At 51.1% G+C, this 20,897-nt stretch carries 30 protein-coding genes and 1 other RNA gene; 3 read left to right on the top strand and 28 right to left on the bottom strand.

Going from position 1 to position 20,897, the window contains the following annotated elements:
* Positions 1–154 precede the first annotated feature (154 nt).
* The 14 genes from Q3F21_RS15100 to Q3F21_RS15035 form a co-directional block, all read right to left on the bottom strand.
* Entirely contained in the window at positions 155–2,410 is a 2,256-nt protein-coding gene (locus Q3F21_RS15100; protein ID WP_340254386.1) for an AAA family ATPase, read from the bottom strand.
* Entirely contained in the window at positions 2,400–3,995 is a 1,596-nt protein-coding gene (locus tag Q3F21_RS15095) for a DEAD/DEAH box helicase (RefSeq protein ID WP_340254383.1), read from the bottom strand. Before Q3F21_RS15095 ends, Q3F21_RS15100 begins: the two co-directional genes overlap by 11 nt.
* Positions 3,996–4,004: 9 nt before the next feature.
* A complete protein-coding gene (locus tag Q3F21_RS15090) occupies positions 4,005–4,598 on the bottom strand; it encodes a hypothetical protein (protein WP_340254380.1) in 594 nt (197 codons plus the stop codon).
* Positions 4,599–4,616: 18 nt separating this feature from the next.
* A complete protein-coding gene (locus tag Q3F21_RS15085; protein ID WP_340254377.1) occupies positions 4,617–5,711 on the bottom strand; it encodes an ATP-binding protein in 1,095 nt (364 codons plus the stop codon).
* Positions 5,711–7,015: an AAA family ATPase gene (locus Q3F21_RS15080; protein WP_340254374.1), complete on the bottom strand. Its 1,305-nt coding sequence runs from the start codon at positions 7,013–7,015 to the stop codon at positions 5,711–5,713. The genes Q3F21_RS15085 and Q3F21_RS15080 overlap by 1 nt, the downstream gene beginning before the upstream one ends.
* A complete protein-coding gene (locus Q3F21_RS15075; RefSeq protein ID WP_340254371.1) occupies positions 7,012–7,206 on the bottom strand; it encodes a hypothetical protein in 195 nt (64 codons plus the stop codon). Before Q3F21_RS15075 ends, Q3F21_RS15080 begins: the two co-directional genes overlap by 4 nt.
* An 83-nt stretch (positions 7,207–7,289) precedes the next feature.
* Positions 7,290–7,622, bottom strand: coding sequence for a hypothetical protein (locus tag Q3F21_RS15070; RefSeq protein ID WP_340254368.1), 333 nt, complete (start codon positions 7,620–7,622; stop codon positions 7,290–7,292).
* Positions 7,623–7,724: 102 nt separating this feature from the next.
* Positions 7,725–7,793: hammerhead ribozyme type II (locus tag Q3F21_RS15065), an RNA gene on the bottom strand.
* Between the two features lie 36 nt (positions 7,794–7,829).
* Positions 7,830–8,105, bottom strand: a complete 276-nt coding sequence (locus Q3F21_RS15060) for a DNA-entry nuclease (RefSeq protein WP_340254365.1) — start codon at positions 8,103–8,105, stop codon at positions 7,830–7,832.
* 54 nt (positions 8,106–8,159) lie between these two features.
* Positions 8,160–8,315, bottom strand: a complete 156-nt coding sequence (locus Q3F21_RS15055) for a hypothetical protein (protein WP_340254362.1) — start codon at positions 8,313–8,315, stop codon at positions 8,160–8,162.
* Between the two features lie 15 nt (positions 8,316–8,330).
* The gene (locus tag Q3F21_RS15050) at positions 8,331–8,462 is read right to left on the bottom strand and encodes a hypothetical protein (protein ID WP_340254359.1); all 132 of its coding nucleotides are present in this window, start codon (positions 8,460–8,462) and stop codon (positions 8,331–8,333) included.
* Between the two features lie 4 nt (positions 8,463–8,466).
* The gene (locus Q3F21_RS15045) at positions 8,467–8,691 is read right to left on the bottom strand and encodes a DUF7667 family protein (RefSeq protein ID WP_340254356.1); all 225 of its coding nucleotides are present in this window, start codon (positions 8,689–8,691) and stop codon (positions 8,467–8,469) included.
* Between the two features lie 28 nt (positions 8,692–8,719).
* On the bottom strand, positions 8,720–9,028 hold the full coding sequence (locus Q3F21_RS15040; RefSeq protein WP_340254353.1) for a DUF771 domain-containing protein: 309 nt from the start codon (positions 9,026–9,028) through the stop codon (positions 8,720–8,722).
* A complete protein-coding gene (locus Q3F21_RS15035; protein ID WP_340254350.1) occupies positions 9,025–9,255 on the bottom strand; it encodes a helix-turn-helix domain-containing protein in 231 nt (76 codons plus the stop codon). The genes Q3F21_RS15040 and Q3F21_RS15035 overlap by 4 nt, the downstream gene beginning before the upstream one ends.
* A gap of 242 nt (positions 9,256–9,497) precedes the next feature.
* On the opposite strand from Q3F21_RS15035, the gene Q3F21_RS15030 reads away from it, so the two are divergent.
* The 3 genes from Q3F21_RS15030 (at position 9,498) to Q3F21_RS15020 (ending at position 11,663) form a co-directional block, all read left to right on the top strand.
* The gene (locus tag Q3F21_RS15030) at positions 9,498–9,947 is read left to right on the top strand and encodes a helix-turn-helix domain-containing protein (RefSeq protein WP_340254346.1); all 450 of its coding nucleotides are present in this window, start codon (positions 9,498–9,500) and stop codon (positions 9,945–9,947) included.
* A 17-nt stretch (positions 9,948–9,964) separates the two neighbouring features.
* Entirely contained in the window at positions 9,965–10,381 is a 417-nt protein-coding gene (locus tag Q3F21_RS15025) for an ImmA/IrrE family metallo-endopeptidase (protein ID WP_340254343.1), read from the top strand.
* Between the two features lie 133 nt (positions 10,382–10,514).
* Positions 10,515–11,663 (top strand): tyrosine-type recombinase/integrase, encoded by a 1,149-nt coding sequence (locus Q3F21_RS15020; RefSeq protein ID WP_340254340.1) that lies wholly within the window; start codon positions 10,515–10,517, stop codon positions 11,661–11,663.
* Between the two features lie 102 nt (positions 11,664–11,765).
* On the opposite strand, the gene rpsI is transcribed toward Q3F21_RS15020, so the two are convergent.
* From rpsI to Q3F21_RS14950, 14 genes are all read right to left on the bottom strand, one after another.
* Positions 11,766–12,158: a 30S ribosomal protein S9 gene (gene rpsI, locus Q3F21_RS15015; RefSeq protein ID WP_003391912.1), complete on the bottom strand. Its 393-nt coding sequence runs from the start codon at positions 12,156–12,158 to the stop codon at positions 11,766–11,768.
* A gap of 20 nt (positions 12,159–12,178) precedes the next feature.
* Positions 12,179–12,616, bottom strand: a complete 438-nt coding sequence (rplM, locus tag Q3F21_RS15010) for a 50S ribosomal protein L13 (protein WP_340254336.1) — start codon at positions 12,614–12,616, stop codon at positions 12,179–12,181.
* Between the two features lie 272 nt (positions 12,617–12,888).
* Positions 12,889–13,629 carry a tRNA pseudouridine(38-40) synthase TruA gene (truA, locus tag Q3F21_RS15005; protein ID WP_340254333.1) on the bottom strand — a complete coding sequence of 247 codons (741 nt, stop codon included), beginning with the start codon at positions 13,627–13,629 and terminating at the stop codon, positions 12,889–12,891.
* On the bottom strand, positions 13,626–14,423 hold the full coding sequence (locus Q3F21_RS15000) for an energy-coupling factor transporter transmembrane component T family protein (protein ID WP_340254330.1): 798 nt from the start codon (positions 14,421–14,423) through the stop codon (positions 13,626–13,628). The genes truA and Q3F21_RS15000 overlap by 4 nt, the downstream gene beginning before the upstream one ends.
* Positions 14,424–14,426: 3 nt before the next feature.
* Complete coding sequence (locus Q3F21_RS14995; protein ID WP_340254327.1) at positions 14,427–15,299, bottom strand: energy-coupling factor transporter ATPase; 873 nt, start codon at positions 15,297–15,299, stop codon at positions 14,427–14,429.
* On the bottom strand, positions 15,275–16,126 hold the full coding sequence (locus Q3F21_RS14990; RefSeq protein ID WP_340254324.1) for an energy-coupling factor transporter ATPase: 852 nt from the start codon (positions 16,124–16,126) through the stop codon (positions 15,275–15,277). Before Q3F21_RS14990 ends, Q3F21_RS14995 begins: the two co-directional genes overlap by 25 nt.
* 164 nt (positions 16,127–16,290) lie before the next feature.
* Positions 16,291–16,650: a 50S ribosomal protein L17 gene (gene rplQ, locus Q3F21_RS14985; protein ID WP_003391928.1), complete on the bottom strand. Its 360-nt coding sequence runs from the start codon at positions 16,648–16,650 to the stop codon at positions 16,291–16,293.
* A gap of 309 nt (positions 16,651–16,959) precedes the next feature.
* Positions 16,960–17,904, bottom strand: a complete 945-nt coding sequence (locus Q3F21_RS14980) for a DNA-directed RNA polymerase subunit alpha (RefSeq protein ID WP_003391931.1) — start codon at positions 17,902–17,904, stop codon at positions 16,960–16,962.
* Positions 17,905–18,058: 154 nt separating this feature from the next.
* A complete protein-coding gene (gene rpsK, locus Q3F21_RS14975; RefSeq protein ID WP_340254315.1) occupies positions 18,059–18,460 on the bottom strand; it encodes a 30S ribosomal protein S11 in 402 nt (133 codons plus the stop codon).
* Positions 18,461–18,476: 16 nt separating this feature from the next.
* Positions 18,477–18,845: a 30S ribosomal protein S13 gene (gene rpsM, locus Q3F21_RS14970; RefSeq protein WP_340254312.1), complete on the bottom strand. Its 369-nt coding sequence runs from the start codon at positions 18,843–18,845 to the stop codon at positions 18,477–18,479.
* A 25-nt stretch (positions 18,846–18,870) separates the two neighbouring features.
* A complete protein-coding gene (gene rpmJ / locus Q3F21_RS14965; RefSeq protein ID WP_003333770.1) occupies positions 18,871–18,984 on the bottom strand; it encodes a 50S ribosomal protein L36 in 114 nt (37 codons plus the stop codon).
* 104 nt (positions 18,985–19,088) lie between these two features.
* Positions 19,089–19,307 carry a translation initiation factor IF-1 gene (infA, locus tag Q3F21_RS14960; protein ID WP_003333772.1) on the bottom strand — a complete coding sequence of 73 codons (219 nt, stop codon included), beginning with the start codon at positions 19,305–19,307 and terminating at the stop codon, positions 19,089–19,091.
* 120 nt (positions 19,308–19,427) lie between these two features.
* Positions 19,428–20,174: a type I methionyl aminopeptidase gene (map, locus tag Q3F21_RS14955; RefSeq protein ID WP_340254307.1), complete on the bottom strand. Its 747-nt coding sequence runs from the start codon at positions 20,172–20,174 to the stop codon at positions 19,428–19,430.
* A 4-nt stretch (positions 20,175–20,178) separates the two neighbouring features.
* A complete protein-coding gene (locus Q3F21_RS14950; protein ID WP_340254304.1) occupies positions 20,179–20,823 on the bottom strand; it encodes an adenylate kinase in 645 nt (214 codons plus the stop codon).
* Positions 20,824–20,897: the final 74 nt, after the last annotated feature.

Raw genomic sequence — 20,897 nt, 5'->3', positions numbered from 1 at the left:
GTGACCTTAAAATCATGATTGCCGCCGTATATTTATGCAAAATTCATGAATGGCGGCGACCATCATTTTTGTGATTGCCGCCGATGATCATTTGCGGCGATAACCATTAATTTATGGTTGCCGCCGACCTACGGCGAATTTTCATGCGGCGGCATTAATCATGGTCATCGCCGCCGTCTACCTTAACAATGACGTTGCCGTTCTCTTTATCGATCCTGTATCCGTACCTCTTCACCCAGTCCCTCACAGTTCGCTCCGGGACCTCTTTGCCGGTTGAAGAATACCATTCGACGATGTCTTTAACCGTAGGCGGCTCGCCAAATTTGGAGTTATTGACGACGTCCTCAAACTCCTCCGCCTTGGTTCTGCGCTGCTCTTTCGCCTTGTCCTTCCGTTTGCCAGCTGCCTTCTGCCAGGCTGGCCGATCCCCTTCCGGCTCGATGTCCTTGAGGCTTCCGACCTCGTCGACCTTATGGATCGGATACTGGAACCACATGTTCACCGGCTCAAACTTCGGATACTCCCGGAGCGTGCCCTCCACGCGCCATGCAGAGCGTATACGGACGCTCCTGACGGCCTGCTTGATACTTTCCTGAGCTGCGTCCAAGTGCTCCGGAATCGCTCGTTTGGCGTGGTCCTCCATGGCCTTAGCGCTCAGCAGGTCGTCCAATGAGACGTGTTCGTCCAAATAGTCCGGATTGAATTTTTCAAAGAGCTGTTGATAGACCGCGCAAATGGCCTTGTTTTCTTCTTGCTTCAGCAGAGCCTCCGTTATATCCAGCTCAACCAGGTCGATCAGCGCGTCCGGATCGCGGGCAAACACGCCGCTGCCGCTGGCCCGGTCCATCGACTTCTTGCCGCCCTGGGCACCCTTGGAGTGATGATGGCAATAGATGACGCTGGCCCCTAGCTCCGTCGCGATCTTGTCGAACTGATTCGTGAAGTGGGCCATTTGATCAGCGCTGTTCTCGTCACCTGTCAAAACCTTGTAAATCGGGTCAATGATGACGGCGATGTAGTTCTTTTTGGCCGCGCGCCGGATCAGCTTCGGCGCGAGCTTATCCATTGGAACGGATTTCCCGCGCAGGTTCCAGATGTCGATCTTATCGATGTTCCGCGGCTGCAGCCCTAAAGCGTTATACACATTCTTGAAGCGATCCAAGGCGCTCGCGCTGTCTACTTCCAGGTTGACGTAGAGTACCTTGCCCTGTCTGCATTGCCAGCCGAACCATTTCGTCCCCTCTGCGATGGCGATGGAGAGCTCAATCAGCGCAAAGGACTTGCCGGCCTTAGACGGTCCGGCCATGAGCATCTTGTGTCCCTGCCGCAGCACGCCTTCGATCAGAGGCGGTGCTAATGGGGGCATGTTGTCCCAATAGTTTGCCAGGCTCTCCGGATCCGGCAGATCGTCATTGACTCCCTCAATCCATTCATGCCATTCGGCCCAGCTGCTTTTTCCGATGTTGGTGTCGACGATGAACTGTTTCTTTCCGTTCCGCTCGACGCCCGGCATCCGCGACAGCCGGGACGGATTCCGGTTCTGGTTGTCGATGCTCAGGCCGTTACGTTTGCAGACGTTATACAGGTAGTCGACACGTTTGCGGTATTCGTCATAGTTGGCCGCCTCGACCTTCACTATGGCGTGGAGACTCTTCCCGCCGCTGTACACCATGACGGCTATCGGCAGTTCCAGCTCCCGCATGATGGCGTTTTGCTTCTCGATGTCCATGTCGTCAGATTCGACTAGGGCATAGCGGAATTCGGTCACGTTCTCGTTCTTCACGCCCTTGCCATCCAGCGGATTGAACCTAATCCATGCGCCGGCTTCCGGATTGTAGTCGCCCAGGACAGATCCGATGTCACCATTGCATTGGTTAAGAAGTTGGATCAGCTCGCCCGCCGTCCGGTCCCATGCCCCCTTGGTGGGCAAATACTTTCCGTCATCGTTCTGCCACGTATCTACGACGTACCCGACGTTTTCGGACGCCTCAAACAGCGTTTCCAAATACGTGGTCAGCTGCTGCACAGGGTTCCAGACGGCTGGCTCGTGGATCTCCTTGCCCTCGATCCAGTTTTTGTCGACCACGACATAGTCTCCAGCGATTTCATCGTCCCAGCCCAACTCCCGGTCTTCACGATCTGACGACCTTGGCATCCAACCGTTGTCCTTGGCCATCTGGGTAATCGTGGCCCCGGTGACTGGCGTGCCGGATCCCTCGAACGACGTCCACTTTTTGAAGCATTCGCCCGGCTTATACCGGGCCATGTCCCGTTTACTCCATTCGTCCCAGTCGCTGGCCGTATAGCCCTCATATTTCAGTGCCATGCCGACGTTGACCCATTCCTGATAGCTCAGGTAAGTCGGATCGATGTACGCCAGCAGCGCAATCAAGTCCAATTTATGCTCCATAGATCATATCCTCACGATAGGTTTTCGGATCGATGTCACTTGGCGTCCGCCAACCATTGGCTGCTATTCGATCAATCAGGCGTCTGGCCGACTCAAACGACCATGTCCCGACATGCTGGAAGCCGCGTTGCTCCAGGAGACGGATCTGCTTCGGCGTCGTCAGCCCCTCCGCTCGTCTCTTATCCAGGCGCTCCAGCAACTTAGTCGCCTTGCCCGCGTTATCGATCTCGTCAGGCAAGATGCCCAGCTTCTCAAGCGTTTTGATTTGCTTTTCGCTCGGCGGTGCCATTTCCCATCCGAACGACGGCACATAGCTGGCAAGATCCTCCGCCTGAATGCTCATTTCAAACTGCAACGGATCCACAAGCGTCCGCTTACGTTTTTTCATCTCAGCAAGCTGCTTTGCCAAGGCTTCCTCGCGCTGTGCTATTACGTCTTCCGCAGCTTGCTTCTCGACCGCTTCCAAGTCCAACGGAATGCCAGCCTGTTCGATCTGCTTGGTCATGGCTTTGGCAATTTCCTCATTTTCAGCGATCAAATGCGCTGGGTGGCAGAGCTCGTGCCGTTCGGTATGCCAAAGGAAATCCAACAGCAGAAGCTCTGTCTTGCCGGGGAACAGCCGGGTACCACGCCCGACCATCTGGCTGTACAAGCTACGGACTTTTGTCGGCCGCAAGACAACGACACAATCGACGCTTGGGCAGTCCCAGCCCTCCGTCAGAAGCATGGAATTGCATAGGACGTTATACTTGTCGTTTTCGAAGTCGGCCAGGATTTCAGCCCGGTCCTGCGATTCGCCGTTTACCTCGGCAGCCCGGAAGCCGACCGCGTTCAGAATGTTGGTAAACTTCTGGCTGGTCTTGACCAGCGGCAGGAAAACGACGATTTTACGATCATGCGCTACCCGCCACATTTCGGCTGCGATCTGCTCCAGATACGGGTCCAAGGCCGTGCCCAGGTCGCTCGACTTGAAGTCGCCGGCCTGCTGGCCGACTGCGGACAGGTCCAACTGCAGGGGGATGGTTAGCGCTTTGATCGGGCTGAGATAGCCTTGCTTTATCGCCTTCGGAAGTGTGTACTCGTAGGCCAGGCTTTCGAAGTACGCTCCCAGATTCCGCATGTCTCCACGGTCTGGCGTGGCCGTAACGCCCAGGACGTTAGCCGACTCAAAATATTGCAGTACGCGCTGGTAGCTGTCGGATATGCAATGATGCGCTTCATCGATGATGATCGTATCAAAGAAACTGCGGTCAAACTGCTCCAGCCGCTTAGCACGCATCATCGTTTGTACGCTGCCAACTACAACGCGAAACCAGCTGCCGACCGAAGTTTGCTCTGCTTTTTCCCTGGCACATTTCAGACCAGTGGATTTTTCCAGCTTGTCGGCTGCCTGATCCAGCAGCTCCCCGCGGTGAGCCAGGACGAGCACACGCTCGCCCAGCCTTACGCGGTCTTCGATGACTTTCGAAAATACTATCGTTTTTCCGCAGCCTGTCGGAAGTACCAGAAGCGTCCGCTTAACACCTTTTTCCCACTCGGTTTGAATGGAATCGCGCGCCTCCTGTTGGTATGGTCTGAGTTCCATGGTCCCCTCCTAAAACTGGCCAGCCGACCAGCCGCCGTTCTGTTGGCCGGTTGGGAACGGAGGTTGATGCTGCTGTTGTGGCTGCTGATATGTCTGTTGAGGCGGTTGTTGGAAGTTTTGCTGTGCCTGCTGATTGTATTGTGGAGCCTGGTTGTATTGTGGCTGCTGCTGTTGTGTGGGTACGTCATCGTAAGCATAGAAACTCTTGATTTGGTTGCTTGAACGTTCCTCACCGTTATACGTGTAATTTCGCACCTCAAGTCTCAGCCGCCCTCTACGCCCGAGCGTAGCGTTCCAATTCATTCTGAGGGGTTCACCTTTCTTTTTGAGTCCGATTCCAGTGAAGAAATTGGATAACAGCCCTTCTGTTTTGCTGTGTAGGAACAAATTATGGGGAACCACTACGTCACCATGTTCTGGAGAGTGGACGGTTATTTCTAGCTTCGCCTGATTGCACGGCGGCATTTTATCGCTGCCGGCAAACCGACCGCGTTCAAACTTGGTGACCGTGAAATTGTAGTCACCGGCAGGGAGCAAAACAAAGCCCCCGCCGTCCTTTTGAATCTCATCGTCCCAACCCAATTCGCGTTCAATTTGGCTCATGTGTTATTCCTCCCGTTGTTAAAATGGCAAATCATTTCTAGTTTCCTGAATCATCTTGAAAACTTGCGGCCAAGCCCCAACAAGCACCCCTTCGACGAAACCCGGATCGTAATTGGTGATCGGCGTATCCATCGGATAGTAGCCTTTTTTGCTTACCACGATCTGAATCTCGTTTTCTGACACCTGATGTTGTACCATCAGATCCCGCAATGATCGCGGGATGTTCGGATCCAACTGTGGCCAAATGGCGTCAGGCTGCGGTTGCGCTGCTTGATCGGACTGTTGTGTCGGCAGTTCAGCGGCTACCGGCGGCGTTACCGTTGTAGTTGCAGGCTGCGGTGAGGTAGACGTTTGCGGTGGGGGCGTAGATGACGCTACCGTCCTGGATCCATCGAAGATATGGGCGATGTGGGCATAGTCCAGTGGAAACTCGTCCGGTAGACCATGCCGGTTTTTCGCGTCCCACGCCGGATGATGTGTAGCGTAGACCACACGCGCGCCGCCCTGCCCCTTGTGCTTGCGACCTTTATCGTCAACAGCAACGCTGAATGTCTTGTAATTGATAAACAAGACCATGTCCGCCCATTCTTTGACGAGTGGTGCAGTCTGCGAACTCGTTTTCTTTCCAAGCTTGAGCTGGTAGCGATCATAGGCGCCCATTTCGTCTGGTTGTTCGAATTTCACGATCTGAGCGTGAGCCACCAGAACGACATGAATGCCGGCTTCAATGACATCGCTTAGCAGATTAAGGAACCGACCGAATTCCTCTTTGGTGTACACATAGCCGTTGCCGTAACCGAAATCCTCAACTCCCTTCTTGCCGTATTGCGCGCATACACTTTCCACGCAAAGCATTTCAGCCCAGTCGATGGTATCGATGACGAGCGTACCGAACCGGCCTACTTGCTGCTTTACCCATGCGACTTGCTGCTTGAGCATTTCCCAACTTGTCGGCTTCGGTAGACGGTCGACATCCATTTCCGTGGTAGATCCTTCCGTGTCGATAAAGATTGGCTTCGGAAATTGCGCGGCCAGAGAAGATTTCCCGATTCCTTCCGGTCCGTACAGGACGGCCTTCTTCGCCTTTTGAACTTTACCGCTGATGACTTGCATTAGAATTCACCTGCTTTCCATGTCTTCGTTTCGGCCTGCGCCGGCATCTGCTCCGGAAGCTGTTCCTGCCCCGTGACGTAGCCGTCTTCGATGATGATTGAACATTCATCACCGGTGCTGACACGCGTTGCGATGGCCTGCAACCCTTCCTGCTCCAGCCACGCCCCGAACTCGCGCAGAGTCTCCAGGTCCATCTGTTCCAGCTTGTCGAGCAGGATAAACCCGCAGTCCGGTTTGAGCCGGCGGACGATGGCCGTGGCTACCCGCAGTTGTTCGGAACCGCTCATGTTGTCCCAGCGCTGGCCATTATAGATCAGCTCGCCATCTTCGACGGACAGGCCCGGAAGCGGAAGGTTAGCATTGGTCAGCAGGTCCGTCTTTTGTTGGCGGATTGCCATGATTTCAGCTGTCAGCGCGTCATATTGCACGCGGTAGTCGTTGGCATCCGTTTCAGCCTTGTCCTTGTCCAGATTCGCTCTGACCTTACGGTTGATCTCGTCGATTTGACGGATATTGGCTTCCAGTTCCTCGGTCGACTCGTCGATCAGGTCGAGTGTGTCTTTTTGGGCAATCTCCAGATCGGCGGCGAGCTGGGCATACTTGGCCTGAGCCTCGTTCAGCAGCAACTTCAGCCGTTCGACTTCCTGTCCTTGTCTGGCATAATCCGCCTGAATCTGCGTCAATCGCTGGCGCTTACGCTGATTCTCGCCGTTTCTAGCAAGTATCTCTTGCTGCTGTCGGATCAACTCCGACGCCGAAATCGGCTCTTTCGGTGCGTCTGGATAATACGGCTGCTCCTTGGCAAATTTGACTTTCTGATCGGCGATTTGCCCGATGGCATGGCGCCGGTTGTAAATCTCCTGCTCCTTGGTCTCCAGCTCATGTAACCGGTCGCCAACACCGATAATGCGAAGCAGAATATTTGCCTTCTCCTTGTTGGTAGCGTTCATGAATTTTGGTAAATCGATCGCCAGCTCTTCGACGAAGCTGTCGAGCAGCTGCTGGCCGCCTTTCTGGCCGTTCGGATCGATGACCTTCAAGTCGCTGTTTTTGCCTTTACGTTCAACGATCAGGCCATTCGACAGCACGATATGGAGATAAGGCGGAACAGCCGATCCTTCGCGGGCGGGCTGAGAAGGGCGGTACTTATTGCCGCCCAAGCCCCATGCAATCGCGTCCAGCACGCTCGTCTTGCCTTGACTGTTCTTCCCGCCGACAATAGTCAGGCCGGAAGTAGTCGGCTCGATTTTGACCGCTTTGACGCGCTTGACGTTTTCGATTTCGAGCTTGTTGATTTTGATCATTGCTTCCTCCCTGTCCTTTTCAGATGGTTGCATCGAATGATCGAATCGATATTTTCAGTCATGGTAATAACGATGCTTCCGTCGCTCATCTTCAATTTGCACCAGTTCCGAGCGATTCCCCATGTGTCGGTTACTACCCCTATTTCTCCCGACTTCATCTTGACTTCATCGCCCTTCACACAAATCAACATTCTTCCCCCCCAGGCCTTACCTGTGATATGATGAAGGAAACATGGTATTTTTCAGGACTCAGCGTTGCCGCGCTGGGTCTTTTTCAATCCGCGCCCGAGTAGACGTGGATGGAAATGTCCAAACTGGCGTTACATTCTAAACAATCAAGTGACAAAGAATCGTTAATGGAATCGTCATCTTCGTCCAACAAACTAGCACCACACCTTGGGCAAAAGTTAATATTTCCACCTTTCCATTGCTCCTCGGTGCATATGGGCAAAATAACAAATGGCTGATATCCTCCTGCTTCAACAACCGAAGGGCTAAGAACATGTTGTTTTGCATCAGCGATCGCTTGATCTTCAGTTGTCTCTTTTGTTTGAGCAGTGATAGTCAATGTTTCAGTTTGAGCGATAATGCGGTAAATTTTCTCCATTTCATACACCTCCTTTCGCCTTAGACACGAGGCCGCCGACAGCCCAACCTCTCTGCCGGCCGTTGCACTTCCTTGAATGCTCCACGCTTTGGCCTCGCTATGTATGACCTGTCTCATCAGTGCCGGACGGTCATCCCCGGCAGACTGAGGCGGAGAGCCCCAGTTTCGACTTATGTTGAAAGAAGTTCCATAGGCTTGACATTCTTTTTATGCATACTGACTATCCCAACGCTGCTTGTAGTATTCGAATAGACCTTGCTTTTTGAGATCTGAAACCTTACTCATAATCGTTGATTCTGTTCTTCCAAGAGCAAATGAAATTGTTCGACTGTCATCCACTTCATAAAACCGACAAAGGTACTCTAACTCTTCCTCTGTGAAAGGCTTCCGGTGACTGAAATGGAAATCAGGATGGTATTGAATACGGCCCATGCTGTCGTATCTCAAGCCGTCTTCGCAGTGTGTTGGCACTTTACGCGCCATGATCTTGCCCTCCTTCGTAGCCCTGTGATAAGCTACAGGTACCGATATTTTTGTTTAAGCCGACTGTTCGCCGCAGTTGGCTTTTTCTTTTTCTGACATGTTTGCCATCATCAGCAGCCCGATAAAGGCATCCGCACTAATCCGACTTTGCAGAACCGGATAGGCCAGGATGTCCTCAACCATTTCCGCTGGCGTCGCCAGGTTTGGCATTCCCAATCCCTCCTCTCACGCCAGATGAGCTTCCCAGGCGCCTGTCAGCACCCTCTGAACGAATGTTTCGAATGTGATGCCGTACCTCTGACGTACCCGATGGAAAACAAAGTACGTTCCAAGTCGATCCAGTCTGTCGTCGTTCACCGCCTCACCTCCCATCCAGAGCGTCGATTTGTTTACAAATTTTGTGCTGCCACTCCACATCATTTGTCAGGCTCGCAAGATACGATTGCGTTTCCAATAGCCCGAGCTTCCACTCACGGTTGACCAGATACTTGTGCGCCTGCTGCAGGTCTCTTCTTTCTTCAATTGTCAGCGGGCGTACAAGAAGGATTCCGACAAGGACAAGAAGCCGTTTTTGAACTGCACTCACACCGTTCACCCCTTTCAGGTGTACCCACTCAACGCATTTTTGCGTTCAGGTAGTGAAAGTGTTGATCTAAAAACTTCCGCATTTCTTCAGCCCTAAACATCCACCTACTGCTTTCCCGGCCGTTAGATATCAATGTCATCTCTTCCTTAAAATTAGGATTTAGAAGGATATTTTCGATGAGCCAATCGCGTTTTCTGCAGGTTTCTGCTTCAAGGCGCTTCAAATCCCACCAACAGCCGATACCAGAATCCTCAAGGGCATTCTTGACATTCTCCTTAACAAGCTCACGGATATACTGCTCATCGACAATTACTTGAATTGCAGATGATGTAGTCAAACAACTACTCCTCCCTTCTCGCCAATTTCGTCCTCTTTACGTTTTGTCACACTGATTTCCAGCCCTAATGCTTCACATGTTTTTTGAATGGTTGTCTCGTTCCATCTTTTTTTACCTGACAGTATTTCGTGGATGTATTGAGGTGTGTACCCCGTCATCCTCGCTAGATCAGATGGCGTTAATTTTTCAGCATGTAAAAAATTTTTTATCGAATCAGAAATACTCATATAGTTGATCACCTCCTGAAACAATATTAAACCAATAGCTTCATAGGTACAAAGAGGAAAATGAAGCATTTAGCTTCAAATTCCACAAAAAACAAGCTTATGAATCTATTTGCTTCAATTTACTCATAAATGCTCTGATTTTCAACTATTTGCTTGTTGTTTGTTAAGCTGGAAGCTGATAATCTATAAGCAGATGGTTTAAAAAAGTCCGTTCATTATGTTTGGAAAGGTGAAATAATAAAATGGAGAATAGAATACGCGAAATACGTAAGAAGAAAGGTCTTGCGGGGACAACGGTCTCTGAATTTCTCGGGATTACACCACAGTATTATTACGAGATAGAAAGAGGCAAAAAGAGATTAAGTGCCGAGATGGCAGCAAAATTGTCTAGTTTATTCGGTGTCACATCAGACTACCTACTTGGCCTTTCCACTGATACGAGTGCAACTGAAGCAACCGATCTGGCCGATCAGGTTGACCACTACCCTCTTACCCGTAAAGAGGAAAAGGATATAGCTATTAAGCTGCAACAAATGATGGATGAGCTTGAAGGCGATTCGACAATTGCTTTCATGGGAGAGCCTATGGATGAGGAGGATAAAGAACTGTTGCGAATTTCTTTAGAAAACGCATTGCGTATGTCAAAGCAAATGGCTAAAAAGAAATTCACACCGAAAAAATATCGTAAGTAAGCTCCGGGGGTTGTCTCATGGATTTAACGGAACGAACTATTACACAACTTATCAAAATACATGGAACCAACGACCCCATGAGAGTTGCAGCTCAGAAAAGAATTGAGGTTCTGTTTGAGGATTTAGGAAAAAACATTTGGGGATATTACGCATGCTTTAACCGCATCCCAAGCATCCACATAAATTTTCGACTCGATGAATTCCGAGCAAGATTTGCAATAGCCCACGAACTAGGGCATCACTTTTTACATCCTGGCATAAACACACCGTTTCTACGTAAAAACACTCTTTTTTCGATTGATAAAATTGAGCGAGAAGCTAACCGTTTTGCAATTAAGCTGATAATCGGAAACAGCCAGCCTGAATACGGCGAGACAAAAAAATCCTTCCTTTTGCGTTGCTGCATCCCGGAAGAATTACATGTCTTTTACTAATCCTAACAACCTCGTCGTTAGGCTGTTTACTATACACTTAAAACCGAACAAACATTCGCAAAAAAGGGGGTGGTATAGATAAACCGATTGCCTCAAAAATTCATGTAGACTACACAGAAGGGAGTAAATACGCATGGCAAGTTTTCAGAAGTATACAACCAAAGACGGTGTAAGGTGGATGTACAAGTATTACTCAACAATTGACCCGGCCACAGGCAAAAGAAAACAATCTACAAAAAGAGGTTTCAAAACGAAAAAGGAAGCTCAACTAGATGCATCTCGTACAGAACAGGAGATAGCAGACGGCACTTTCATTACTGAGGACAAGGTTACCACCTTTGAACAGGTCTATCATCAATGGTACGAGACAATTTCTAGCACCTATAAACCTAGCACTAAAAAAGCAGTCATATCAAAATTCAAAAAACGGATTCTCCCCCACTTTGGTAACTTGAAAATGAAGGACATTACAAAATCTTATTGCCAAGAAGTAATCAATAAAATAGCAAAGGAAATAAAATCGGTTGAAAACACAAAAATGTATATTAACCAGATTTTTGAGTATGCGATAAAAATGGACATTATTACAAGCAACCCGTTAAAAGGAGTTATTATTCCGAAGAAAAATGAAGCGTTTGTTGTCGATCATTATGACGAGGATAGAAATTATTGGGAGAAGTCGGAGATAAAGAAATTCCTTGAGATCGTAAAACGTGAATGCTCCATGCGAGATTATATGATGTTCCATCTCTTAATTTACACCGGCGGGCGTAAGGGTGAGGTTTTAGCGCTGCGCTGGAAAGACATCGACTTTAAAACCAAAACTATTCATTTCCACAAAACCTTGTTCTATGAAAAAGGACAGTATGTATCGCTGACGTCCAAAACCGCCGCTTCTAGGCGTTTTATCAGCTTAGATGACACAACGGCAGGGTTACTCAAAAAGTACCGTACAGGGCAATCTGGAGCGTCAGTCGTGCATCTCCACTCAAAAGACAACGAAATGGTTTTTACTCGTGAAGATGGATCACCCCTGCGCCTTGCTTACCCTAATGATAAATTGGATGAGATTATCGAATCCCATGATCTCCACCCTATCACTGTTCACGGTTTACGTCATACCCACGCTTCACTGTTATTTGAAGCTGGTGCAAGCATCAAGGAGGTTCAGGAACGTTTAGGTCACTCTGATATAAAAATGACCATGAACATCTACACCCATGTGACCAGAACGGTCAAAGAACAAACTGCATCTCGATTTGAAAAATTCATGGAGAAATGACCGCTCAAATATGGTCAAAATATGGTCACGGTGTTCCGGAGAAAAAATTAAAGCCCCTGACCAATGAAGGCCAAGGGCAATAATCCTTGATACAGCAGGCTCTTAGCGCTTGGAGAATTGAGGCGCGCGACGAGCTGCTTTGAGACCGTATTTCTTACGCTCTTTCATACGAGGGTCGCGAGTCAGGAAGCCAGCGCGCTTCAGAGCGCCGCGCAGTTCCGGATCTGCCTTCAGGAGAGCGCGGGATACGCCGTGACGGATCGCACCAGCTTGACCAGTGGTACCGCCGCCTTTTACGTTAACCAATACATCGTAGCGACCCAGAGTCTCAGTCAGTACGAGTGGTTGTTTTACGATCAGTTTCAGTGTTTCCAGACCAAAATAAGTATCCATGTCACGCTTGTTGATCACAATGCGACCTTCACCTGGAACCAGGCGAACGCGTGCGACGGAGTGCTTACGACGACCTGTGCCGTAGTATTGTACTTGTGCCACGTGTCTTTCCTCCCTTTACCTTAACCGCGGATTTGCCATACTTCTGGTTTTTGAGCTGTGTGTGGATGGTCAGTACCAGCGTACACTTTCAGCTTGCTGAACATTTGACGTCCCAGGCTGTTTTTCGGCAGCATGCCTTTTACAGCGATTTCAAACATGCGGGCTGGCTTGTTTTTCAACATTTCACCTGCAGAGGTTACTTTCAGACCACCCGGATACAGGGAGTGGGAGTAGTATTTCTTGTCTTGCAGCTTGTTGCCGGATAGCTTGACTTTGTCGGCGTTGATCACGATTACGAAATCACCGGCATCAACGTGCGGAGTGAATTCCGGTTTCAATTTGCCGCGCAGAATGGAAGCAACTTCGCTAGCCAGACGGCCAAGCGTTTGACCTTCTGCGTCAACGATGTACCATTTACGCTCGACTTCGAGCGGTTTCGCCATATATGTGGTACGCATGTTTGTCCCTCCTAAATATCTTACACATCCATATACAATCAGGGAAAATCGATTTTGGAAAAGCTGTCTTGTAACGGGAGAGCAACTTCTCCAGGTGTTTCAAAAAAAAACACGAACTTGTTTTTCAATCCCGGGGCTAGAGTGGGGCTAGGCGGGGTATGAAAATACCAAGGAATATCGTACTACATAGAAGCTTTTGAGTCAAGTGCCCCGGAGCATGTTAAACATTGGCACCATTGTTTTTTTCGGGATTTGTTCGCGGCAAAAAACAGCTAATCCTCGTACAAAACCTCCCACATGGTAAGACCCTTGGCTGGAGCTGTCTTTCCCGCAAGCTCCCGGTTCCGGGCGAGCAAAATCGTCCGCAGCTCATCTGGATGCCGCTTCCCCTGCCCTACTTCGACCAAGGTTCCGACGATGATCCGGACCATGTTGTACAAAAAGCCGTTTCCCCGGCAGATGACCCAGATCTCCCGCCCCTGCGTCTCGACCCTCACGTCGTACACGGTCCGCACCTTGTCTTCCACAAAGGTCTTGGCCGAGCAAAAGGAGGTAAAATCGTGCCTGCCGACCAGATGCCGGGCAGCTTGCCGCATCGCTTCCACATCCAGCGGAGAGCGGATGTGATCGGCATAGCGATGGCGAAATACGTCCGCAACCGGACTGTTGTCGATGCAGTAGCGGTACTCCTTGACCTTGACGTCAAAGCGGGCGTGAAACGACGGCGGTGCCTCTTCCACGGAAACGAGCACGATGGAGTCAGGCAGCTGGTTGTTCAGAACAAACCGCCATTTGTCCAACGGAATTTCGCTGTTGGTATCAAAATGAAACACCTGGCCGCGTGCATGCACACCTGCATCTGTCCGGCCCGAACCGGAAATCTGTATCGTCTCCCCCGTGATCCGCTGCAGCGCCGCTTCGATTTCTCCCTGAATCGTCACCTGGTCCGGCTGTACCTGAAAGCCGCTAAAATCTGTACCGTCATAGGCTACCACGCATTTTAACCGCTTCATGTACGCCACCATCCTATCACGATGGCCAAGACGCATGCAGCGAGGGCGATCGAGCCGTCACGCCAGCTTATCGTCAACGTCCGCAGCCTCGTCCGTCCAACGCCGCCGCGATACCCGCGCGCTTCCATAGCCAATGCGAGTTCTTCGGCACGCCTGAAAGCACTGATAAACAGGGGGATTACGATGGGAATCAAATTTTGCGCACGCCGAATCAGATTGCCGCTCGTAAAATTGGCGCCACGCGCCATTTGCGCCTTGATGATCTTATCCGTCTCTTCCATAAGCGTAGGGATGAACCTCAGTGCAATAGACATCATAAGTGCAATTTCGTGAACCGGCACGCCCATTCGGCCAAATGGCTTCAGCAAGCGTTCCAGGCCTTCCGTCAGATCGATCGGCGAGGTCGTCAGTGTCAGCAATGAACTGACCAGCACTAATAAGCTGACCCGAAGCGAGATAAATATCGCTTGCCTGACACCGGTCTCCTCGATGGAAAACCAGCCCCACTGAAAGTAAACCTCTCCGCCTTTGGTAATCAACACGTGGAGGATCACGGTAAACAAGACGAGAAACCAAACAGGGCGAAGACTTTTCAAAATATAGACGAGAGACAGTCGCGAGAGCATGGCGGTCACTGCGGTAAATGCGATCAGGATGCCGTAGGTGATTGCATTGTTGGCCAGAAAGACCAAAGCCGCAAACAAAATGATAAACAGCATCTTGCTGCGAGGATCAGCCCGATGGAGAAAGGAAGTGCCAGGGACGTACTGGCCGATAGCAATATTTTGCAGCATCCGTTATCTCTCCCCTCGGACCGACATCCGTTCCAGCAGATGCCCAATCAGTTCTTCTTCCCGATAGATGGAAGCGGGGAGCTGTTGTTCTTTGGGAAGATGCCGGTTCAGCTGCGATATCAAGGAGACCGTTTCCGGCACATCCAATGCAAGCTCGCGCAGAGCATCAGCCTGGGCAAATACCTCATCAGGCTTCCCCTCCAACGCTACCCTGCCGCCTGCCATGACGATCAGCCGATCTGCATAACGGGCGGCTTCCTCCATGCTGTGCGTCACCAGCAAAGTCGTCAGGGCCTGTTCCCGGTGTATGCGATAGATGGCCTCCAGAATCGCTTTCCTCCCTGCCGGGTCGAGACCTGCTGTCGGCTCGTCCAGAATCAGCACCTTGGGCTGCATCGCCAGCACGCCGGCTATGGCAACGCGCCGCATTTGACCGCCGCTTAAAAGAAACGGAGAACGATCCTTCATTTCCTGGTAATCGAGGCCGACAATCTCCAATGCTTCACGCACCCGAACTTCAGCCATCTCTGGAGACATGTCAAAGTTAAGCGGACCAAAAGCCACGTCTTTGGCAACGGTCTCCTCGAACAGCTGATGCTCGGGATACTGAAAGACAAGTCCGATGCTGCGTCTGCGTTCATGCGGCAGCTTTTGGGTCGGTGTCACCGTCGCATCGCCCAGCCTGATCGTTCCTTTCGTCGGCTGAAGCAGGCCGTTGACATGCTGAATCAACGTAGACTTTCCCGAGCCAGTCTGTCCGATGATCCCCACAAAAGAGCCGGATGGAATGTTTATGGAAACATCCTGCAGCGCGAGGCGTTCAAATGGTGTGCCTACCCCATACACATGACTTACCTCTTCAAAAGTAATTTGCATAAGTGCTCCACCAGCTCCTCTTGGTGCAGGATGAACGGCAGGGACACACCTTCCGCGGCCAATGCGTGACGAACGCGAACAGCAAATGGGACATCGAGTCCAAGCGCCTGCAGCCGCTCCGGATCAGCGAATACCTCGGCGGCGGTACCATCCCATTCCACCTGGCCGGCCCGCATGACGATGACCCGATCGGAAAAAACGGCTTCCTCCGGAAAGTGGGTAATATTCACAACCGTTATTCCCTCTTCCCGGTTGAGCCGGCGGGCCAGATGCAAGACCTCCAGCCTCCCCATGGGATCAAGCATCGCTGTCGCCTCATCCAAAATGAGTACGGAAGGCCGCATCGCCATGATGCCGGCAATCGCGACACGCTGCTTTTGTCCCCCGGACAAGCGATGGGGCTGGTCATGAAGATGCGCTTCCATGCCGACGGCTTGCAGCGATTCCTGTATACGCGTACGCATCTCGGCAGGGTCCGTTCCCATGTTTTCCAAGCCGAAGGCCACATCGTCTTCAACCGTTGCTCCGACGATCTGGTTGTCCGGATTTTGAAAAACCATGCCGACGTGCCGGCGAACCTCCCAAATCAACTCACCGTCACGCGTATCAATTCCGGTAACGAGAACCATTCCTTCTTTTGGCAGCAACAGTGCGTTCATCAGCTTGGCCAGAGTTGACTTCCCTGAACCATTATGCCCGAGAACGGATACAAAGGCCCCTTTGTCAATATCGAGGTCGATGCGCTTCAGCACCGTTTCCTTCCGGCCTCCTTCGCCTTCATAGGCAAACGAGACTCCTTGTAATGCCAGCAAGCGTTCCTCCGTCATCAGGTGTCCACATCCTCCCAGCTAAAAAACAGGGGATTTACAAACAAATAAAGAAAAAGGGCACGAATCAGAGTCCAGTCCCAAGACCAGAGTCTGCCCCCACCCTTTTTCAGGTTGTCTAAAAAGAATGCCTTTTTACACAACCAGAATTTGAAACAGATCTATTACACCAATTCGATGTAAGCCATCGGAGCAGCATCCCCACGACGAGGACCTGTCTTCAGGACACGCGTGTATCCACCGTTGCGCTCTTTGTAACGAGGAGCGATGTCATCAAACAGCTTTTGAACCGCATCGCGGCCTTCTTCTGTAGCTACTTCTTTGCGAACGAAAGCAGCTACTTGACGGCGTGCATGCAGGTCACCGCGTTTTGCCAGCGTGATCATTTGATCAGCGATGGAACGCAGTTCTTTCGCTTTCATCTCAGTCGTCTCGATGCGCTCGTTGATGATCAGGTCAGTTACCAGATCACGGAACAGCGCTTTGCGAGCAGAGCTGCGACGACCCAATTTACGGTATGCCATGTTCTTACCTCCTTCTTACTCGCGAGCACTACGTCGAATTTGCTGCCTAGGTCGAGCGAGATCCGGGTGCCCTCGGGTGCTTCTTACTCGCGAGCACTACGTCGATTATGCTTCCTAGTCGAGCGAGATCTGCAGTGCCCTCGGGTGCTTCTTACTCGCGAGCACTGCGTCGAACTTGCTTCTTAGGTCGAGCGAGATCCGGGTGCCCTCGGGTACTTCTTACTCGCGAGCACTACGTCGATTCCGCTTCCTAGTTCGAGCGAGATCCAGTGCCCGCTGGGTGCCTCTTGCCAGACAAGAGTCAGGTGCCTAGTCGTCGCTGCGAAGAGAGAGGCCGAGTTCTGCCAGCTTCTCTTGCACCTCTTCCAAGGATTTGCGACCGAGGTTGCGCACCTTCATCATGTCCTCTTCGGTCTTCTGCGTCAGCTCTTGCACGGTGTTGATACCGGCACGCTTCAAGCAGTTGTAGGAACGGACAGAGAGATCGAGCTCTTCGATTGTCATCTCCAGCACTTTCTCTTTCTTGTCCTCTTCCTTTTCAACCATGATCTCGGCATCTTTCGCCTCGTCAGTCAGACCAACGAACAGGTTGAGATGCTCGGTCATGATTTTTGCGCCTAGACTAACGGCTTCTTCCGGGCTAATGCTGCCGTTCGTCCACACTTCAAGAGTCAACTTGTCATAGTTGGTCATTTGACCAACGCGAGTATTCTCCACTTGATAGTTGACACGCTTGATGGGCGTATAGATCGAATCAATCGGAATGACGCCAATCGGCAAATCCTCCGATTTGTTTCCATCTGCTTGTACGTATCCACGTCCACGTCCAGCTGTCATACGAATGTGCAGACGACCGCCGTTTGCCAACGTTGCAATATGAAGATCAGGGTTCAAGATCTCCACATCACTGTCCGCGCGGATATCTCCCGCCTTGACTACGCCTTCGCCCTCAGCGTCAATCTCGATGACTTTTTCTTCATCGGAATGGATCTTCAGTGCCAGGCCCTTGATGTTGAGGATAATCTCCGTTACATCTTCCACGACGCCTTCAATCGTAGAGAACTCGTGAAGGACCCCGTCAATCTGAACGGTGCGTACCGCCGCGCCTGGCAAGGACGAGAGGAGAATCCGTCTCAATGAGTTGCCAAGAGTGGTGCCGTATCCGCGCTCAAGAGGTTCTACAACGAACTTCCCGTACGAGTTGTCGTCGCTTACTTCCACAACCTCGATTTTCGGTTTTTCTATTTCTATCATTAAACAAACCCTCCTTCAAAACGTCGAAATTCTTGGGTGGGCAAGCGTTCGCCCACTCAGGAATTTCCCCGGCGGTTTACCGTTTGCGTGCATGACAAGCTAAAATCAGAATTTACCATTCTAGTATGGACATGTTCTGAACGTTATAAACCCGTTACACGCGGCGACGTTTTGGTGGACGGCAACCGTTGTGCGGAATCGGCGTCACGTCTTTAATCATGTTAACTTCCAGACCTGCTGCTTGCAGGGAACGGATCGCTGCTTCACGACCTGCACCCGGGCCTTTTACCAGCACTTCCAGAGAGCGCATGCCGTGTTCCATTGCTACGCGGGCAGCGGATTCTGCAGCCATTTGCGCAGCGAACGGCGTGCTCTTGCGGGAACCCCTGAAGCCGAGGGCACCGGCACTGGACCAAGAGATCGCGTTGCCGTGCGGATCAGTGATCGTCACGATCGTGTTGTTGAACGTAGAACGGATATGTGCTATGCCGACTTCAACGTTTTTACGGTCACGACGACGGGTACGAGTAGCCGTCGCTTGTTTTCTTTTCGCCATGTCCCATTACCCTCCTTTACTTCTTCTTGTTCGCTACAGTACGGCGAGGACCTTTGCGCGTACGTGCGTTTGTTTTCGAACGTTGGCCGCGAACAGGCAGGCCACGACGATGACGGATGCCGCGGAAGCAACCGATTTCCATCAGGCGCTTGATGTTCAGGGAGATCTCACGACGAAGATCGCCTTCCACCTTGATGCTCTTATCGATGAACTCACGCAGTTTTGCCACTTCTTCTTCTGTCAGATCACGAACGCGAGTGTCCGCGTTAACACCGGTAGCGGACAGGATTTTTTGGGACGTGGGACGGCCGATACCGAAGATGTAGGTAAGAGCGATTTCCACGCGTTTTTCGCGAGGCAAGTCAACGCCTGCAATACGTGCCATGTGTCAAAAGCACCTCCTTGTTTACTTATCCTTGTTTTTGCTTATGCTTTGGGTTTTCACAAATAACCATTACGTTACCTTTGCGACGGATAACCTTGCATTTTTCGCAAATCGGTTTAACCGACGGTCTCACTTTCATGGTTCTTGCCTCCCTCTTTAGGGTAGTGAAAAACGCCGAGAACGTTTTTCATAAAACTGTAATCCGACCGCACTGCGGTTGCCAAAACGCTGGCAAGCGTTTCGTTATTTATAGCGGTACGTAATGCGTCCGCGAGTCAAATCGTAAGGCGACAGTTCAACGGTTACCTTGTCCCCCGGCAGGATGCGGATGAAATGCATGCGGATTTTCCCAGAAACGTGAGCAAGCACTTTGTGCCCATTTTCTAATTCTACCCGAAACATAGCATTGGGCAAAGGTTCGATTACCGTACCCTCCACTTCAATTACATCGTCTTTCGCCATCGTACGCTCTCCTTTCTTCTGCAGCTTCAGTCAGACCATGAGTTTTTGGTATATGAAATTCGGAACGAACTTATCGTCGACACGTTGGACGACAATCCTGAAGCGACCGTTGTGCCTCAGCTACGCTCTTGTAAAAATCTCATAGCCATCTTCCGTAATCGCGATGGTGTGTTCAAAATGAGCACATCTTTTTCGATCCACTGTAACAACCGTCCAATTGTCCTCCAAAGTGCGGACATAACGTTCGCCGGCATTGACCATTGGTTCGATTGCCAACACCATTCCCGGTTTCAACCGAGGACCTCGATCAGGCGGCCCGTAGTTGGGAACCTGAGGATCTTCATGCAAGTTTTGCCCGATCCCATGCCCCACATACTCGCGAACGAGAGTGAAGCCAGCAGCTTCTGCGTGGATCTGAATCGCGTGGGAAATATCGGACAGCCGCGCACCAGGTTGTGCCTTTTCCAGGCCCTTGTACAACGACTCTTCCGTCACTCGCAGCAAACGTTGATCTTCCTCTGCAATATTGCCGACCGGGTACGTCCAAGCGGAGTCACCATGAAACCCCTGATACTGGGCTCCAATATCGATGCTGATGATGTCCCCTTCTTGCAATACCCGTTTTCCTGGGATCCCGTGTACGAGTTCTTCATTGACTGAAGCACAGATACTTCCTGGAAAGCCTCCGTAGCCTTTAAACGATGGAATGGCTCCCTTGCTGCGGATAAAGGTTTCGGCGAGTTCGTCCAGTTGCTTTGTCGTTACGCCAGGCTTGATCGCCTTAGCCAGTTCTTGATGGGTGAGTGCGACGATCCGACCAGCTTCGCGCATAACCTCAAGTTCTGCTTTCGACTTCAGGATGATCATTCACTTACCCTCGCAACAAAGACTTAATCTCCTCAAACACAACCTGGATATCCTGCTCGCCGTCAATACTACGCAGAAGACCTTGCTCCGCATAGTAGTCGATCAGCAGTTGTGTCTGGGCAATATTGACATCGAGGCGTTGAGAAACCACTTCCAGCTTGTCGTCGTCACGTTGGAAGAGCTTGCCGCCATCCTTGTCGCAAATTCCCGCCACTTTCGGAGGATTGAACAAGGTGTGGTAGCTCGCTCCGCACACTGGACAAATCCAGCGGCCGGTCAGACGATCAATCAGAAGCTCACGGCGAACATTGATGTTGATGACGTGATCGATCTCACGTCCCAGCTCCTTCACTGTCGCCGTCAATGCCTCAGCCTGAGGAACAGTACGTGGGAATCCATCGAGGAGGAAACCCTTCTCGCAATCTTCCATTGCCAGGCGTTCCCGCACAATTCCGATGACGACCTCATCAGGTACGAGCTGCCCCTGGTCCATATAGGACTTGGCCTTCAGTCCGAGCGGCGTTTCGTTTTTGACCGCTGCCCGGAACATGTCACCGGTTGAAATATGCGGGATGTCAAACTCTTTTACGATTCGTTCTGCCTGTGTGCCTTTACCGGCACCAGGCAGTCCCATCAAGATTATATTCACGTTCATTCCTCCGTCCCATCTGAAAAGCTTCTCACGCACCCTGATGCGGAGCCGTATCCCCGATCAGAAAGCTT

The organism is Brevibacillus borstelensis, from assembly GCF_037834415.1.
In the GTDB taxonomy this organism is placed as follows: domain Bacteria; phylum Bacillota; class Bacilli; order Brevibacillales; family Brevibacillaceae; genus Brevibacillus; species Brevibacillus borstelensis_A.
This window is presented reverse-complemented; position numbering and strand designations above follow the sequence as displayed.